The following is a 14,217-nucleotide window of genomic DNA, read 5'->3' on the forward strand; positions in this document are numbered from 1 at the left end:
TTTACATCTGGCGGAACAGATGGGCATATAAAGGGCTGACGCGCAGTTGCGCCGGGTGCTGGCGCAGGGTCAGCGACAGCTTGCCCGCCTCGTCGCGCACGGCCGTGGCGATGGCGCTGGCGTTGACGATGGTACCCCGGTGGATTTGCCAGAATTGTTGCGGGTCCAGCTGGGGCAAGAGTTCCTTCAGACTCGTGCGTATCAGCGCTTCGCTGTCCTGACACACGACGTTGATGTATTTGTCCAGCGCTTCGAAATACACGACGTCGGCCAGGGCGATCATGCGCACGCTGTTGCCGACGGCGGCCCGTATCATTTGCAGGCGCGGCGCGGGCGGCAGCATGGCTTGCAGCTGGCTCAGCAGGAGGGCCATGTTGTCGTCGCTGGCGGACCCGGCTGCCGGCGCCATTGGTTGCACTGTCGCGGCTGGCGCTGGCGCCGCCGTTGGCGCGGCTGTTGCCGTAGCGCTGCCGTTGCCGTTGCTGCTGCCGCGCAAGCGCTGTTGCAGGCGTTCCACCGTCTTGCCCAGGCGCGTATCGTTGACGGGTTTCAAAACGTAATCGGCGGCCGCCTGCTCGAAGGCGGCCAGTGCATATTCATCGTAGGCGGTAACGAACACGATGTGGGGGAAGGGGATGCCGTCCGGCCACTGTTCTGCCAGCTCCTCGGCCGCTTCCAGCCCCGTCTTGCCTGGCATCTTTATGTCGAGAAATAGGATGTCCGGCTGCAGCGCCAGGCCTTGCCGCAAGGCTTCCACGCCGTTGGGGCAGGTGGCGACGATGTCGAGTTCCGGCCACAGCCGCTGCAAGGCGTGCGCCAGGGCGGCGGCGAGGATGGGTTCGTCTTCGGCGATCAGGGCGCGTGGCGCGTGTGGGCTGTGTTGGCTCATGCGAGGGGACTCGTGATGGTGGTTGGAAGGGGGAGTGTCAGGCGGGCGGTCGCGCCTGCCGGATGGTTGGCGGCCAGAAACAGGCTGGCGGCATCGCCATGCATGCCGCGCAAGCGTTCGCGGATATTCGCCACGCCCAGGTGGGTGCCCTTGCTCTGGCCCGGATGATCGAGGCCCAGGCCATCGTCGCTGACGGTGAGAAGCAGCACGCCGCCGTCGGTGGCGGCCTGCACGTGGATATGGCCGCCTTCGATCTTCGGTTCCAGGCCGTGCTGGATGGCGTTTTCCACCAGCGGCTGCAGCAGCATGGGGGGCACCTTGATCTGGCGCAAAGCCTCGGGCAAGTCCAGCGTAAAGCGCAGGCGCGCGCCCATGCGAATTGACATCAGGCCCAGGTAGGCTTGCATCAGGGAAAATTCCTGCTCCAGGGTGGTGGACTCGGCGCGCGAGGAAGAGAGGGTGGCGCGCAAATACTGGATCAACTGGTCGAGCAGCAGCTGGGCGCGCTCCGGGTCAAAGCTGATCAGGCCCTGCAGGTTGGCCAGGGTGTTGAACAGCATGTGCGGCTCGATCTGCGCCTGCAGCAATTGCAGCTGTGCCTGCATGGCTTGGCGCGCCACGGATTCGGCGCGGGCCTTTTCCTGGGCGGCCTCCATTTGCAGGCGGGCGATTTTTTCGCGGCTGCCAAAGAACAGGATGGCCGCCCCCGCTGCCGCCAAGGTGAACACCGTCATGCTGACATTGCGTGGCGACATGGCAATGGGCGCGGGAACGTCGATATTCGCCAGCCAGCCGAACAGCATGGTGCCGGCCACCTGTGCCACGGCGGCGCTGACGATGAGGAGGGCAGTGAAGGGCAGCCATGGTGCACGCCGCTGTTCGCCCCACCACGCCAGGCGGATGCCGTCGATGAGCAGGAAGGCAATGCCGCCGATGCACATGGATGCAAGGAGGTTGAGCCAGAAGCTTTGTCCACCGCTCAGCACGTAGGTGATGAAGAGGGCGCACAAGACATTGAGCAGCAGCGCATAACGGGCGTCGCCCAGCAGGCGCCGGTAGGGAAAGCCCTTCTTGCGTGGGGCGATGTCGGTGGTGTGCATGCGGAACCGCTTTCGGGTGGGCGCTCGGGTTGGTAATGCGGCAATTATGGGCGGCTCTGCATGCGGGCGCAACGCCGTTGCGACGAAACAGCACAGGCGTGGCGCCAATCGCCTGATCGCGTCCTTTACACGGTGGCGCTGGCACGCGATGATGGCAAGACGTCTTGGTCGACAACCTCATCATGATAAAGGAACAGCATGTGGCCCTATCCACGTACCCTGGCGCACCGCGGCGGCGGCACCCTGGCGCCTGAAAATACCCTGGCTGCCCTGCGCTGCGGCCTGGCCTACGGCTACCGCGCCGTGGAATTCGACGTCATGCTGGCGTCCGACAGCCTGCCCGTCGTCGTGCACGACCCCGAGCTGGGGCGCACCGTGGCCGGCAGCGGCCATATCCGCGATTACACGGCCGCACAGCTGGGAGCGATGGAGGCGGGCGCCTGGTTCGGCCCCATATTCGCCGGTGAAGGCGTGCCCACGTTCGAGGCCGTGGTGGCGTATTGCAAGGCGCAGCGCATCTGGATGAATATCGAAATCAAGCCGGCGCCCGGCTTCGATGCGCAGACAGGGACGGTGGTGGCGCGCGCCACCCGAGGCTATTTTGCAGAGGAAATCGCCGCCAGGCAATTGCTGCCGCTGCTGTCGTCGTTCAGCATCGAAGCCCTGCAGGCGGCACGCCAGGCGGCGCCGGAACTGGCGCGCGGCTGGCTGGTCGACGCTATTCCCAACGACTGGGCGCGCACCGCGAAGCAATTGGGCGTGGTGGCCATCCATTGCGACCACCGGCAACTGACGCCGGAACTGGCGCGAGAGGTAAAAGAGGCGGGATACGGGCTGTTCTGCTACACCGTCAACACCCCGGAACGGGCCAGCGAGCTGCTGGCCTGGGGCGTGGATGGGTTTTGTACGGACAGGATAGATTTGATCAAGCCAGTCTGAACGTAACCCAAAGCAACATCTGGGGTCGTACCCTGCAGGGTACGACCCCAGTCTTTGCCGTTGGGTTCAGCGTCTAGAAAGTCACACGCATACCTACCGTCAAGTTGCGCCCCATCAAAGGCGCCGCATTCTTGATGAAGGAAGTGTGGCTGTACGCCAGTTCATTCGTCAGGTTGTTCGCCTTGACGTAGAACTGGGCCGGCGTGGTGCCGATGCGCGTGTCGTAGTTGGCGGAGAGGTTCAGCATGTTGTAGCCCGGCGTTGCCGTTTCAAACGCTGCCACTTTATCCTGCTTGCCCACACGGTAGAACTCGGCCACGCCGCTCCACGCCTGCCAGTTGGCATCAAGCTTCACGCCGACGCGCTGGGCCGGGATGCGCGGCAGGTTGCCACCATTGTCGGCCAGCTTGGCTCTGACGTAATCGCCGAACACGCTGGCGCCGAACATGGGGTTCAATTGCTGGCGGATCTGGCCTTCCACGCCCGTAAACGTCGCGTCGCGCTGGGCGTACTGGATCAGCTGGAAGCCTTCGTGGCTGTCCAGCGTGGAACCGAAGATGTAGTTATCGACCTTGTTGCGGTAGGCGCTGGCCGAAAACGTCGTGGCGCCCGCATATTTGCGCAAGGTCAAGTCGATATTGTTCGACGTTTCCTTGCCCAGGTTTTCATTGCCCAGTTCATACGTGGCCGTGGCCATGTGCACGCCGTGCGCATACAGTTCCTCGGCGCTGGGCAGGCGGTGGGTACGGGAAATGGTCGAACCGAGCGAGTACTGCGGCGCGAATTTCCACACGGCGCCCAGCGACACGGACGTGCCCTTGGCGCTGCGGTCTTGCAAAGTGGCGCTGTCGACCGTGATGTCTTGCCACTCGTGGCGCAAGCCCGCTTCGAAGCGCCATTGGTCGAGTTTGTATTCTTCCACCAGGAAGGCCGCGTGTTTCTTTGTTACCGTCGGCGCCACGTAAGCTTCCTCGCCCAGGGCGGAGAAATCGCGCTTCGACGTTTGCAGGCCGACCACGCCGCGCCAGCCGAAGACGGGATGGTGTTCCATTTCCAGGCGTGCATCGTGGCCCTTGTTCTTGAAGGTGGTAGCGATTTCCGTACCTTCGATTTCGTCGTGTTTGTAGTCGGTGAACGCGGCGCGCAGGCGCAGCTTGGCGAAGCCGGGCACAGGATCGCGCAATTCGCCGCGCACGTCCCAGCGTTCGCTCTTCAGTTTCACGTACGGCACGCTGCCGTGGTCGTGCTCCTCTGCAGCGCCATGGTCGTGGCCTTCGTGGCCACCGCAATGCAGGTGCGTGCCATGCGGGTGGCAGCTTTCGAATTCATGGTTGTGGCCAGGCAAGCCGTATTGCGCGTGCTGGCTGGTGAAGGCCAGGCCCAGGAAGCCGCGTTGACCCACCCACGACACGCCCACGCTGCCCGTGTCCGTCTTGTTGTAGCTGCCGGCCACTTTGGAGCCGCCTTCCCAGCCGCTGCCGACCTTGTATTCTTTTGCGTCGCGCTTGACGCCTTCCGCGTGGAAGGCGATGTTGCCGGAGCCGCCAGTGACTTCAAAGGCGCCCGCCTTTTCGCGCGCGGCCGAGTTGGCGCGCACTTCCGCGCTGCCTTCAACACCTTTCGCCGGCACGCGCGTGGGGATTTTCTTGTCGATCACATTGACGACGCCGCCAACGGCGCCGCCGCCATACGCCAGCGCGGACGGGCCGCGCAAGACTTCAATCTGTTCCGACAGCATCGGCTCGGCCGCGACGGCATGGTCGGGGCTGATGGTCGAGGCATCCTGCACTTCGGCGCCGTCGGACAGCACCTTGACGCGCGGGCCATCCATGCCGCGGATGATGGGGCGGCTGGCGCCGGCGCCGAAATGGCTGGACGTGATGCCGGGTTGGCCGGCCAGGGTTTCACCCAGGGTCGCCTCGCGGGCGTGCACCAGTGCCTCGCCTTCGAGTACGGTAACGGGCGTGCTCATGTCGTCGCTGCCCAGGGCCAGTGCGCTGGCCGAAACGGTCACGGCAGGCAAGGTGGCTGCCTGCTGCGCCAGTGCGCTGGCAGGAGCGGCAAAGGCCAGCATGATGGCCAGCGCGAGGGGAGTGGGTTGGTGAGGACGGATGGGCATGGGCAAGGTTCCTTATCGGCTATCTGTGTTGGCAGGGTTGGGCAGCGCGTGAAAGGTAATGCCTGCCCTAAGATGATAATGATAACCCATTATCATTACTGTGTGACAGTTTTTCCGGGCGGTAGATGCAGGCGGATGGTGTATTCTGTCGGCTATGGAACGCACAACACGTCAAAAAACCGCTATTCAAGCCGCCATCGAGTCGGCCCAGCGCCCCTTGTCGGCGCAGGAAATCCTCGAACAGGCCAGCCTGCAAGTGACGCAGCTGGGCATCGCCACCGTTTACCGCAACTTGAAGTCCCTGGTGCTGGAAGAAAAGGTGCACGTGGTGACCTTGCCGGGTGAAAACCCGCGCTATGAGTCGAACACGGCCGCCAATCACCACCACCACCATTTCCAGTGCACCACCTGCCAGCGCGTGTTCGACGTGCATGATTGCCCGGGCGACTTGAAACGCATGGCGCCGCAAGGCTTTGTCGTCGAGCGCCACGAACTGACTCTGTATGGCCGCTGCGCCGATTGCAATGGCGCTGCCAGTGTCGCCGGTGCCGCCAGTGCTGCGGTTGCCACCCCGCACGCCTGCGCCAGCCACCACGACCCGGCCTGAGCGGGCAGGTTGTCGATGTTGGCACGGGCGCAACAATGCCCTGTCCAGCCGTCATTGCCGCACCCCATATCACGTATAATCTTCCCTTTAAAGCTGCCGCCACTCTTTGCCAAAAAAACATGAAATCAACTGAAATCCGCGACAAGTTCCTCAAATTTTTCGAGTCCAAGGGCCATTCCATCGTCCGTTCCAGCTCCCTGGTGCCAGGCAACGATCCGACCTTGCTGTTGACGAACAGCGGCATGGTGCAATTCAAGGATGTGTTTACGGGCACGGACAGCCGCCCGTACACGCGCGCCACCTCGGTGCAGCGCTGCGTGCGCGCCGGCGGCAAGCACAACGACCTGGAAAACGTCGGCTACACGGCGCGCCACCATACTTTCTTTGAAATGCTGGGTAACTTCAGCTTCGGCGACTATTTCAAGCGCGATGCGATTCACTACGCGTGGGAATTGCTGACCAAGGTGTACGGCTTGCCGGCCGACAAGCTGACCGTCACCGTGTACATCGAAGACGACGAAGCGTATGACATTTGGGCCAAGGAAATCGGCGTGCCTGTCGAGCGCATCATCCGCATCGGCGACAACAAGGGTGCGCGCTACGCGTCCGACAATTTCTGGCAGATGGCGGACACGGGCCCATGCGGTCCATGTACGGAAATCTTCTATGACCACGGCGCCGATATTCCTGGCGGCCCGCCGGGCTCGCCTGACGAAGATGGCGACCGCTTCATTGAAATCTGGAACCTGGTGTTCATGCAGTTCAACCGCGACGAAGCGGGCGTCATGCACAAGCTGCCGAAGCCGTGCGTCGACACGGGCATGGGCATGGAGCGCCTGGCCGCCGTGCTGCAGCACGTGCATTCGAACTATGAAATCGACCTGTTCCAGCATTTGATCCGCGCCGCCGCGCGCGAAACGGGCGCCACGGACCTGGAAAACAAGTCGCTGCGCGTGATCGCCGACCACATCCGCGCCGCCGCCTTCATGATTGTCGACGGCATCATTCCGGGCAGCGAAGGGCGCGCGTATGTGTTGCGCCGCATCATCCGCCGCGCCTTGCGCCATGGCCACAAGCTGGGCCAGACCAAGCCATTCTTCTACAAGCTTGTGGCGGATCTCGCCATCGAGATGGGCGGCGCCTATCCCGAACTGGAAGAAGCCAAGGAAAATGTCGCCAACATGCTGAAAGCCGAGGAAGAGCGCTTCGGCGAAACTCTGGAAACGGGCATGAAAGTGCTGGAAGCGCAACTGGCCAAGGATGCCACCGGCATCGATGGCGCCACCGCCTTCACCCTGTACGAAACCTACGGCTTCCCGCCAGACCTGACGGCCGACATTTGCCGCGAACGCAATATCACGTTCGACCAGGTGGGCTACGACGCCGCCCTGAAGGAAAGCCAGGAATTGTCGCGCAAGGGCGGCAAGACGCACAAGGATAGCAAGGTCGAATACACGGGCGAGAAAAATACCTTCGTCGGCTACGATCAACTGACGTTCAGCAGCAAGGTCATCGCGCTGTACGCGGCCGGCACGCCCGTGCAGGAACTGAAAGCGGGCCAGGATGGCATCGTCGTGCTCGACACCACGCCGTTTTACGCGGAATCGGGCGGCCAGGTGGGCGACCAGGGCGTGATCGCCTCGGGCGCAGGCAGCTTTGCCGTCAGCGACACCCTGAAAATCCAGGCTGACGTGTTCGGCCACCATGGCGTGCTCGCATCGGGCGTGCTGACAGTGGGCGACGCCGTCTCGGCCGAAGTCGATACGGCCAAGCGCGCGCGCACGATACGCAACCACTCGGCCACGCACCTGATGCACAAGGCCTTGCGCGAAGTGCTGGGCAGCCACGTGGCGCAAAAGGGTTCGCTGGTCGACCCGGACAAGACCCGTTTCGACTTCAGCCACCATGCGCCGATGACGGCCGAGCAAATTGCCGCCGTGGAAACCATCGTCAACAAAGAGATCCTGGAAAACCGCGCCACGCAAGCGCACCTGATGTCGTTTGACGATGCCGTCAAGCATGGCGCGATGGCCCTGTTCGGCGAGAAATACGGCGATGAAGTGCGCGTGCTCGACATCGGCAGCTCGAAAGAGTTGTGCGGCGGCGTCCATGTGCAGCGCACGGGCGACATCGGCCTGTTCAAGATCATCGGTGAAAGCGGCGTGGCCGCCGGCATCCGCCGCGTGGAAGCGGTGACGGGCGAGGGCGCGCTGGCGCTGGTGCAAACCATCAACCGCCGCCTGGTCGAAGCAGCGCAAGTTCTGAAGGCGCAGCCGGAAGAGCTGACTGCCCGTATCGTCCAGGTGCAGGACCATGTGAAGGCGCTGGAGAAGGAACTGGCCGCGCTGAAATCGAAACTGGCTTCCGGCCAGGGCGATGAACTGGTCACGCAAGCCGTCGATGTCAACGGCATCAAGGTGCTGGCGGCCGTACTGGACGGCGCCGACGTGGCCCGCTTGCGCGAAACCATGGACAAGCTGAAGGACAAGCTGAAGACGGCCGCCATCGTGCTGGCCAGCGTGGTTGACGGCAAGGTCAGCCTGATCGCCGGCGTGACGGCGGATGCGACTTCCAAGGTCAAAGCGGGCGAGCTGGTGAACTTCGTTGCACAGCAAGTGGGCGGAAAAGGCGGCGGACGCCCCGATATGGCGCAAGCTGGCGGTACCGATCCGAGTGGCCTGGCGAATGCCCTGGCCGGCGTGCCGGCCTGGGTCGGCGAACGCGCCAATAAGGCGTAAGCTAGAGGGCATGCGGGTTTTTCGCCCCACAGCCCCTTGAAAACGGCCCGCAGACACTGTTTGCGGGCCGTTTTTCCATGTGGGATCTCGTTGTGACACCACAACAGCCGATGAACTATTTTGGTGCAGCGCGTCAATGCCCCTGATTTAGAGTAGTATGTCGAAAATCAGTACAACAAAAATGGCGGGATATTGATGATGAGCGACACACTACTTGATACCGAGATTATGGAATTTCATAAAGAACTCGACGCGCGGGGCTTGAATTGCCCCTTGCCGATTCTGAAGGCGAAAAAGGCTTTGTCAGAGCTGCAGAGCGGGGAAGTGCTGCGCATCATGGCAACCGATCCAGGTTCCGTGCGCGACTTCCAGGCTTTCGCCAAGCAAACGGGCAATGCCCTGCTGTCGCATGTGCAGACGGGCACCGAATTCGTCTTCCTGATGCAACGCAAATAATTCTGCCAGCCGGGGCCGCCGTGGCGCGGCCTGCTTGCTCACCTGCGTGCCGTTTCCATGCCGTTTTGCTGCCTTGCAGCGTAGCGGCAGACTCCCCTGAAATCCCCAAAGCTGGACAGTTTAGATGGATTGCTCTAACAAAAAATCGCACGATCGTGCTTAAATTCGGTTCAAGATTCAAATTTCTCTTATAATCGAACGCACAATCAGCACTTGATCCGTCATTTTTATAATTTCCCAAAGGCATAGCTATGAAAGTCTTGGTACCCGTCAAACGCGTGGTCGACTATAACGTCAAAGTCCGCGTCAAGAGTGACGGCACTGGCGTCGATACCGCCAACGTCAAAATGTCGATGAACCCTTTCGATGAGATCGCACTGGAAGAAGCGATGCGCCTGAAAGAAGCCGGCAAGGTCACTGAAGTGGTCGCCATCTCCTGCGGCGTGACGCAGTGCCAGGAAACCCTGCGCACGGCCATGGCCATCGGCGCCGACCGCGGCATCCTGGTGGAAACGACGACTGAACTGGAACCGCTGGCCGTGGCCAAGCTGGTGAAAGCCCTGGCCGAGAAAGAGCAGCCGCAACTGATCATCCTGGGCAAGCAAGCCATCGATGACGACAGCAACCAGACCGGCCAGATGCTGGCAGCCCTGCTGGGTTGGCCGCAAGCCACGTTCGCCTCGAAAGTCGTGCTGGAAGACGGTAAAGTCACCGTCACCCGCGAAGTCGACGGCGGCCTGGAAACCCTGGCATTGACCTTGCCAGCAATCATCACCACCGATTTGCGTTTGAACGAGCCACGCTATGTGACCTTGCCAAACATCATGAAGGCCAAGAAAAAGCCGCTCGAGACCGTCAAGCCGGAAGACCTGGGCGTCGATGTTGCGCCACGCCTGAAGACCCTGAAAGTCGTCGAGCCAGCCAAGCGCTCGGCCGGCATCAAGGTGCCGGACGTCGCTACCCTGGTCGCCAAGCTGCGTACTGAAGCCAAGGTTATTTAAACATACCCCAAGACAAAAACTGGGGTCAGACCTGGAAGGTCCGACCCCCGGCACTTGCACATTACTAGGAATAATCATGGTCGCATTAGTTATTGCTGAACACGACAACGCTACCTTAAAGGGCAGCACCCACCATACCGTGACCGCGGCTGCCCAGTGCGGCGGCGACGTGCACGTGCTCGTCGCTGGCTCGAACGCTGCGGCTGCCGCCGCTGCCGCCGCGCAAATCGCCGGCGTGACGAAAGTCATCGTCGCCGACGCGCCATACTTTGCCGACGGCCTGGCCGAAAACGTGGCCGAGCAAGTGCTGGCCATCGCCGGCAACTACAGCCACATCCTGGCGCCAGCCACCGCCTACGGCAAGAACATCCTGCCGCGCGTGGCTGCCAAGCTGGACGTGGCGCAAATCTCGGAAATTACCAAGGTCGATTCGCCTGACACCTTCGAGCGTCCGATCTACGCCGGTAACGCCATTGCCACCGTGCAATCTGGCGACAAGATCAAGGTCATCACCGTGCGCACCACCGGTTTCGACGCGGCTGCCGCCACCGGCGGTTCGGCTGCCACCGAAACCGTCGCCGCCGTCGCCGACAACGGCAAGTCGGCCTTCGTGGGCCGCGAACTGGCCAAGTCCGACCGTCCTGAACTGACTGCCGCGAAAATCATCGTGTCGGGCGGCCGTGGCATGGGTTCGGCCGAGAACTTCCACATCCTGGAGCCGCTGGCCGACAAGCTGGGCGCCGCCATGGGTGCTTCGCGCGCCGCCGTCGACGCCGGCTTCGTGCCGAACGACTGGCAAGTGGGCCAGACGGGCAAGATCGTCGCGCCATCGCTGTACATCGCCGTCGGTATCTCGGGCGCGATCCAGCATCTGGCCGGCATGAAAGACTCGAAAACCATCGTCGCCATCAACAAGGATCCGGAAGCACCGATCTTTGCCGTGGCCGACTACGGCATCGTGGGCGATCTGTTCGAGATCGTGCCGCAACTGGTTAAGGAACTAGGTTAAGTCTTACCCATTCAGGTTTTGTTATTGACAAAGCCACGCCGGCCCGCCCCACACGGCGAGCCGAGCGTGGCTTTTTTCTTGGAGAAATAGATGAGCTATCAAGCCCCGCTGAAAGACATGTTGTTCGTGATGAATGAACTGGCCGGCCTGGCCGAAATCCATACCTTGCCGGGCTGCGAGGACGCCACGCCCGACACGGCCGAGGCCGTGCTGGAAGAGAACGCCAAGTTCTGCGGCGGCGTGGTGGCCCCCCTGAACTGGCCCAGCGACAAGGAACCGAGTTTCTGGCACGACGGTCAGGTCACGACGTCAAAGGGCTTCAAGGAAGCCTTCAAGGCGTATGGCGAAGCGGGCTGGCAGGGTGTGCAGCATCCGACGGAATTTGGCGGCCAGGGCTTGCCCAAGCTCCTGGCCACGCCGTGCATCGAAATGCTCAACTCGGCCAGCATCTCCTTCGCTTTGGTCGCCCTGCTGTCCGATGGCGCCATCGAAGCGCTGCTGACGGCCGGCAGCGACGAGCAAAAAGCCACGTATCTGGAAAACCTGGTGTCGGGCAAGTGGACGGGCACCATGAATCTGACGGAGCCGCAAGCAGGGTCCGACCTGGCCGCCGTGCGCACGCGCGCCGTGCCGCAGGGCGACGGCACCTATAAAGTCTTCGGCACGAAGATTTTCATCACGTATGGCGAACACGACATGGCCGAAAACATCGTCCACCTGGTGCTGGCCCGCACGCCGGACGCGCCCGCTGGCGTGAAAGGCATTTCGCTGTTCATCGTGCCGAAATTCCTCGTCAACGGGGATGGCAGCCTGGGTGAGCGCAACGACGCCCATTGTGTTTCCATCGAGCACAAGCTGGGCATCAAGGCCAGTCCGACGGCCGTGCTGCAATTCGGCGACCACGGCGGCGCCATCGGTACCCTGGTGGGCGAGGAAAACCGGGGTCTCGAATACATGTTCATCATGATGAACGCGGCCCGCTTCGGCGTCGGCTTGCAAGGCATCGGCCTGGCCGAGCGCGCCTACCAGCAGGCCGTGGCGTTCGCCAAGGACCGCGTACAGTCGCGCGACCTGGCTGGCTCGCCTGGCCCGGTCTCCATCATCCACCACCCGGACGTGCGCCGCATGCTGATGTCGATGCGCTCGCAGACGGAGGCGGCGCGTGCGCTGGCCTACGTGGGCGCGGCCATCAGCGACGTGGCGCACCACCATCCGGAGGCTGACGTGCGCGCGGAAAGCCTGGCGACGTATGAATACCTGGTGCCCGTGATCAAGGGCTGGGCCACGGAAATGTCGCAGGACGTCACGCGTGACGGCGTGCAAGTGCATGGCGGCATGGGGTTCATTGAGGAAACAGGTGCTGCCCAGCATTACCGCGACGCCAAGATTCTCACCATTTACGAAGGCACGACGGCCATCCAGGCGAACGACCTGGTGGGCCGCAAGACGGTGCGCGACGGCGGCGCCGTGGCGAAAGCCATCATCGCCCAGGTGCGCGCCACGGAAGCCCAGTTGGGCGAACTCTCCGGTGCCGACTTCCAGGCCATGCAGCGTCACCTGGCCGAAGGCAGCGCCGCGCTGGAAGCGGTGGTGGAATACGTGGTGGCGAACATGAAGACGGACATCAAGGCCGTCTTCGCGGGCAGCGTGCCCTACCTGAAGCTGGCCGGCATCGTGCTGGGCGGCTGGCAAATGGCCCGCGCGGCCGTGGTGGCGCAGCAAAGGCTGGGAGAAGGCAGCGGCGACGCTTCGTTCTACAAAGCAAAAATTGCCACGGCGCGCTTCTTTGCCGACCACATCCTGTCGCAAGCACCGGGCTTGCGCGCCACCATCATCGATGGCAGCGCCGGTGTGATGGCCTTGTCGGAAGAGCAGTTTTAAGTTGAAACTTGGCCGGCCCCCGCCGGCTGAATGTAAAAAAGCGCTGGAGATCACTCTCCAGCGCTTTTTCTTTTCTAGCCCCAAAGCAAATTCTGGGGTCGTACCCTGAGGGTACGACCCCGGTTTTTCCTGGGTTGGGCTTATCTTCTGGCAATACCATTGCCGGAATTGCGTACCAGGTCCCCAGCGGCCAGGCCAGGATCCTGGTCAAACGCGAAATCAGCCTTGGCGCCCGTCTCATATTGCACGGTGACGGTCCAGGTCTTGGCGTTCTTCATGTGGCCTTCGACTTGCTTGCCCGCGAAAGCGCCGCCTGCGGCGCCGGCCAGGGTGGCCAGGTCCTTGCCGCGTCCGCCACCGACCTGGCGGCCCAGCAGGGCGCCGGCCACGCCGCCGCCGATCATGCCCAGCGCGCCGCCTTCGCCCGCTTTTTCAGTGACATTGACTGCCAGCACCTTGCCGCAATCGGCGCAGATCTGGTGCTGTGGCTGCTTGGAAGGCTGGCTGGCGTAGGAATTGCCCGCTTTTTGCGCGGCCTTGGCGTTGATGATGGCCTGGTCGTATTCGCCCTTGGCGTCGCGCAGGCATTGCATGCGGGCTTTCGAGGTGCTTTCTTCTGCGCACAATTTCTTGTCGTCCGCATAGCGCGTGTTCGCTTGCTTCGTATCGTAGGCGTATTGCGCCTTCGGCGACAGGTTTTGCGCGAAGGCGGAGGTGCTGAACAGGGCCGTGATGGCGACTGCGAGGATGAGTGGGCGACGAATCATGATCTTCTCCTAGGGGGTGTTAAATGTGCCAGTAATGTCGGCATTGTGAATGCAGTATAGAGGAAAATCATGATTGCTTACCAACACTTACATGTGCGTGTGGCGCGCGTTGCTTGAGGTGATTTCCGTATGGAAATTAACCGTAGGCGCCGCCTGTATACAGCAAGTCGAACAGGCGCGCCATGGTGGCGATCAGCACGCCCGCGCCTAGCATCAAGGTAGCGACCAGTACCACGGCCAGGGGCCAGCCCGTGTCCGACAGGCGGCTGGAGGTGGCGTTGTAGCGCGCATCCCACTTGTCGTCCGGCATCAGGCCCAGCACCAGCGCTTCCAGGAAACCGACCAGGGCGGACAGGGTCAGCGGCAATATCTGGTAAAACCAGTCGGCCTCGGGAAGCAATTGTCGCAGCAGCAAGCTGGCGGGCAGGGCGGCCAGGTGTAGCCAGCCCCAGCGGTCTTTGGCGCCGTGCAGGTAGAAGCGGTGGGCGCCAAGCATGCCCAGCAGGAAGGCCAGTAGTGCCGTGTATGCCTTGTTCTTGTGCGACTGTTGCAAAATGGTAGCGGTGGTCATGGGACTCCAGAGTTGCTCATCGGTAAAGATTGCCAGTATCGGCCATTGTCTCGCACAACGATAGCACTTTCCTGTGGCGTTTATGTAATGTTTTCACCTGATTCCAAGCCATGGCCGGCACGATAGACGCACGCGCCTAT

General features: G+C 62.2%; 12 protein-coding genes. 7 read left to right on the forward strand and 5 right to left on the reverse strand.

Going from position 1 to position 14,217, the window contains the following annotated elements; all coding sequences use genetic code 11:
- Position 1: 1 nt before the first annotated feature.
- Positions 2–889 carry a LytR/AlgR family response regulator transcription factor gene (locus tag ACQ4WS_RS03585; RefSeq protein WP_436473735.1) on the reverse strand — a complete coding sequence of 296 codons (888 nt, stop codon included), beginning with the start codon at positions 887–889 and terminating at the stop codon, positions 2–4.
- A complete protein-coding gene (locus ACQ4WS_RS03590; RefSeq protein ID WP_436473737.1) occupies positions 886–1,989 on the reverse strand; it encodes a sensor histidine kinase in 1,104 nt (367 codons plus the stop codon). Before ACQ4WS_RS03590 ends, ACQ4WS_RS03585 begins: the two co-directional genes overlap by 4 nt.
- A gap of 198 nt (positions 1,990–2,187) precedes the next feature.
- Between ACQ4WS_RS03590 and ugpQ the strand changes: the two genes are divergently transcribed.
- Positions 2,188–2,928: a glycerophosphodiester phosphodiesterase gene (ugpQ, locus tag ACQ4WS_RS03595; protein ID WP_436473739.1), complete on the forward strand. Its 741-nt coding sequence runs from the start codon at positions 2,188–2,190 to the stop codon at positions 2,926–2,928.
- 73 nt (positions 2,929–3,001) lie between these two features.
- On the opposite strand, the gene ACQ4WS_RS03600 is transcribed toward ugpQ, so the two are convergent.
- Complete coding sequence (locus ACQ4WS_RS03600; protein ID WP_436473741.1) at positions 3,002–5,047, reverse strand: TonB-dependent receptor domain-containing protein; 2,046 nt, start codon at positions 5,045–5,047, stop codon at positions 3,002–3,004.
- Positions 5,048–5,201: 154 nt separating this feature from the next.
- Between ACQ4WS_RS03600 and ACQ4WS_RS03605 the strand changes: the two genes are divergently transcribed.
- From ACQ4WS_RS03605 to ACQ4WS_RS03630, 6 genes are all read left to right on the forward strand, one after another.
- Positions 5,202–5,654, forward strand: coding sequence for a Fur family transcriptional regulator (locus tag ACQ4WS_RS03605; protein WP_436473742.1), 453 nt, complete (start codon positions 5,202–5,204; stop codon positions 5,652–5,654).
- A 119-nt stretch (positions 5,655–5,773) separates the two neighbouring features.
- On the forward strand, positions 5,774–8,392 hold the full coding sequence (gene alaS / locus ACQ4WS_RS03610; RefSeq protein WP_436473743.1) for an alanine--tRNA ligase: 2,619 nt from the start codon (positions 5,774–5,776) through the stop codon (positions 8,390–8,392).
- A 228-nt stretch (positions 8,393–8,620) separates the two neighbouring features.
- Positions 8,621–8,848, forward strand: a complete 228-nt coding sequence (locus ACQ4WS_RS03615) for a sulfurtransferase TusA family protein (RefSeq protein WP_010395510.1) — start codon at positions 8,621–8,623, stop codon at positions 8,846–8,848.
- Between the two features lie 251 nt (positions 8,849–9,099).
- The gene (locus ACQ4WS_RS03620) at positions 9,100–9,849 is read left to right on the forward strand and encodes an electron transfer flavoprotein subunit beta/FixA family protein (protein ID WP_099379460.1); all 750 of its coding nucleotides are present in this window, start codon (positions 9,100–9,102) and stop codon (positions 9,847–9,849) included.
- Between the two features lie 76 nt (positions 9,850–9,925).
- Positions 9,926–10,858: an electron transfer flavoprotein subunit alpha/FixB family protein gene (locus ACQ4WS_RS03625; RefSeq protein ID WP_436473745.1), complete on the forward strand. Its 933-nt coding sequence runs from the start codon at positions 9,926–9,928 to the stop codon at positions 10,856–10,858.
- A gap of 90 nt (positions 10,859–10,948) precedes the next feature.
- The gene (locus ACQ4WS_RS03630) at positions 10,949–12,739 is read left to right on the forward strand and encodes an acyl-CoA dehydrogenase (RefSeq protein WP_436473747.1); all 1,791 of its coding nucleotides are present in this window, start codon (positions 10,949–10,951) and stop codon (positions 12,737–12,739) included.
- Positions 12,740–12,879: 140 nt separating this feature from the next.
- Here the strand turns inward: ACQ4WS_RS03630 and ACQ4WS_RS03635 are convergent, their stop codons facing one another.
- A complete protein-coding gene (locus ACQ4WS_RS03635; RefSeq protein ID WP_436473748.1) occupies positions 12,880–13,506 on the reverse strand; it encodes a glycine zipper 2TM domain-containing protein in 627 nt (208 codons plus the stop codon).
- A 136-nt stretch (positions 13,507–13,642) separates the two neighbouring features.
- Positions 13,643–14,077, reverse strand: a complete 435-nt coding sequence (locus ACQ4WS_RS03640; RefSeq protein ID WP_436473750.1) for an NINE protein — start codon at positions 14,075–14,077, stop codon at positions 13,643–13,645.
- Between the last annotated feature and the right edge of the window lie 140 nt (positions 14,078–14,217).

The sequence above is a fragment of the Janthinobacterium leeuwenhoeki genome, assembly GCF_051380795.1.
GTDB lineage: Bacteria > Pseudomonadota > Gammaproteobacteria > Burkholderiales > Burkholderiaceae_D > Janthinobacterium.

What these genes read in the sequence shown, in the direction of transcription:
- ACQ4WS_RS03585 (WP_436473735.1), bottom strand. Translation starts at nt 889, where the DNA reads ATGAGCCAACACAGCCCACACGCGCCACGCGCCCTGATCGCCGAAGAC.
- ACQ4WS_RS03640 (WP_436473750.1), bottom strand. Translation starts at nt 14,077, where the DNA reads ATGACCACCGCTACCATTTTGCAACAGTCGCACAAGAACAAGGCATAC.
- ACQ4WS_RS03635 (WP_436473748.1), bottom strand. Translation starts at nt 13,506, where the DNA reads ATGATTCGTCGCCCACTCATCCTCGCAGTCGCCATCACGGCCCTGTTC.
- ACQ4WS_RS03630 (WP_436473747.1), top strand. Translation starts at nt 10,949, where the DNA reads ATGAGCTATCAAGCCCCGCTGAAAGACATGTTGTTCGTGATGAATGAA.
- ACQ4WS_RS03600 (WP_436473741.1), bottom strand. Translation starts at nt 5,047, where the DNA reads ATGCCCATCCGTCCTCACCAACCCACTCCCCTCGCGCTGGCCATCATG.
- ACQ4WS_RS03615 (WP_010395510.1), top strand. Translation starts at nt 8,621, where the DNA reads ATGGAATTTCATAAAGAACTCGACGCGCGGGGCTTGAATTGCCCCTTG.
- ACQ4WS_RS03590 (WP_436473737.1), bottom strand. Translation starts at nt 1,989, where the DNA reads ATGCACACCACCGACATCGCCCCACGCAAGAAGGGCTTTCCCTACCGG.
- ACQ4WS_RS03605 (WP_436473742.1), top strand. Translation starts at nt 5,202, where the DNA reads ATGGAACGCACAACACGTCAAAAAACCGCTATTCAAGCCGCCATCGAG.
- ACQ4WS_RS03620 (WP_099379460.1), top strand. Translation starts at nt 9,100, where the DNA reads ATGAAAGTCTTGGTACCCGTCAAACGCGTGGTCGACTATAACGTCAAA.
- alaS (WP_436473743.1), top strand. Translation starts at nt 5,774, where the DNA reads ATGAAATCAACTGAAATCCGCGACAAGTTCCTCAAATTTTTCGAGTCC.
- ACQ4WS_RS03625 (WP_436473745.1), top strand. Translation starts at nt 9,926, where the DNA reads ATGGTCGCATTAGTTATTGCTGAACACGACAACGCTACCTTAAAGGGC.
- ugpQ (WP_436473739.1), top strand. Translation starts at nt 2,188, where the DNA reads ATGTGGCCCTATCCACGTACCCTGGCGCACCGCGGCGGCGGCACCCTG.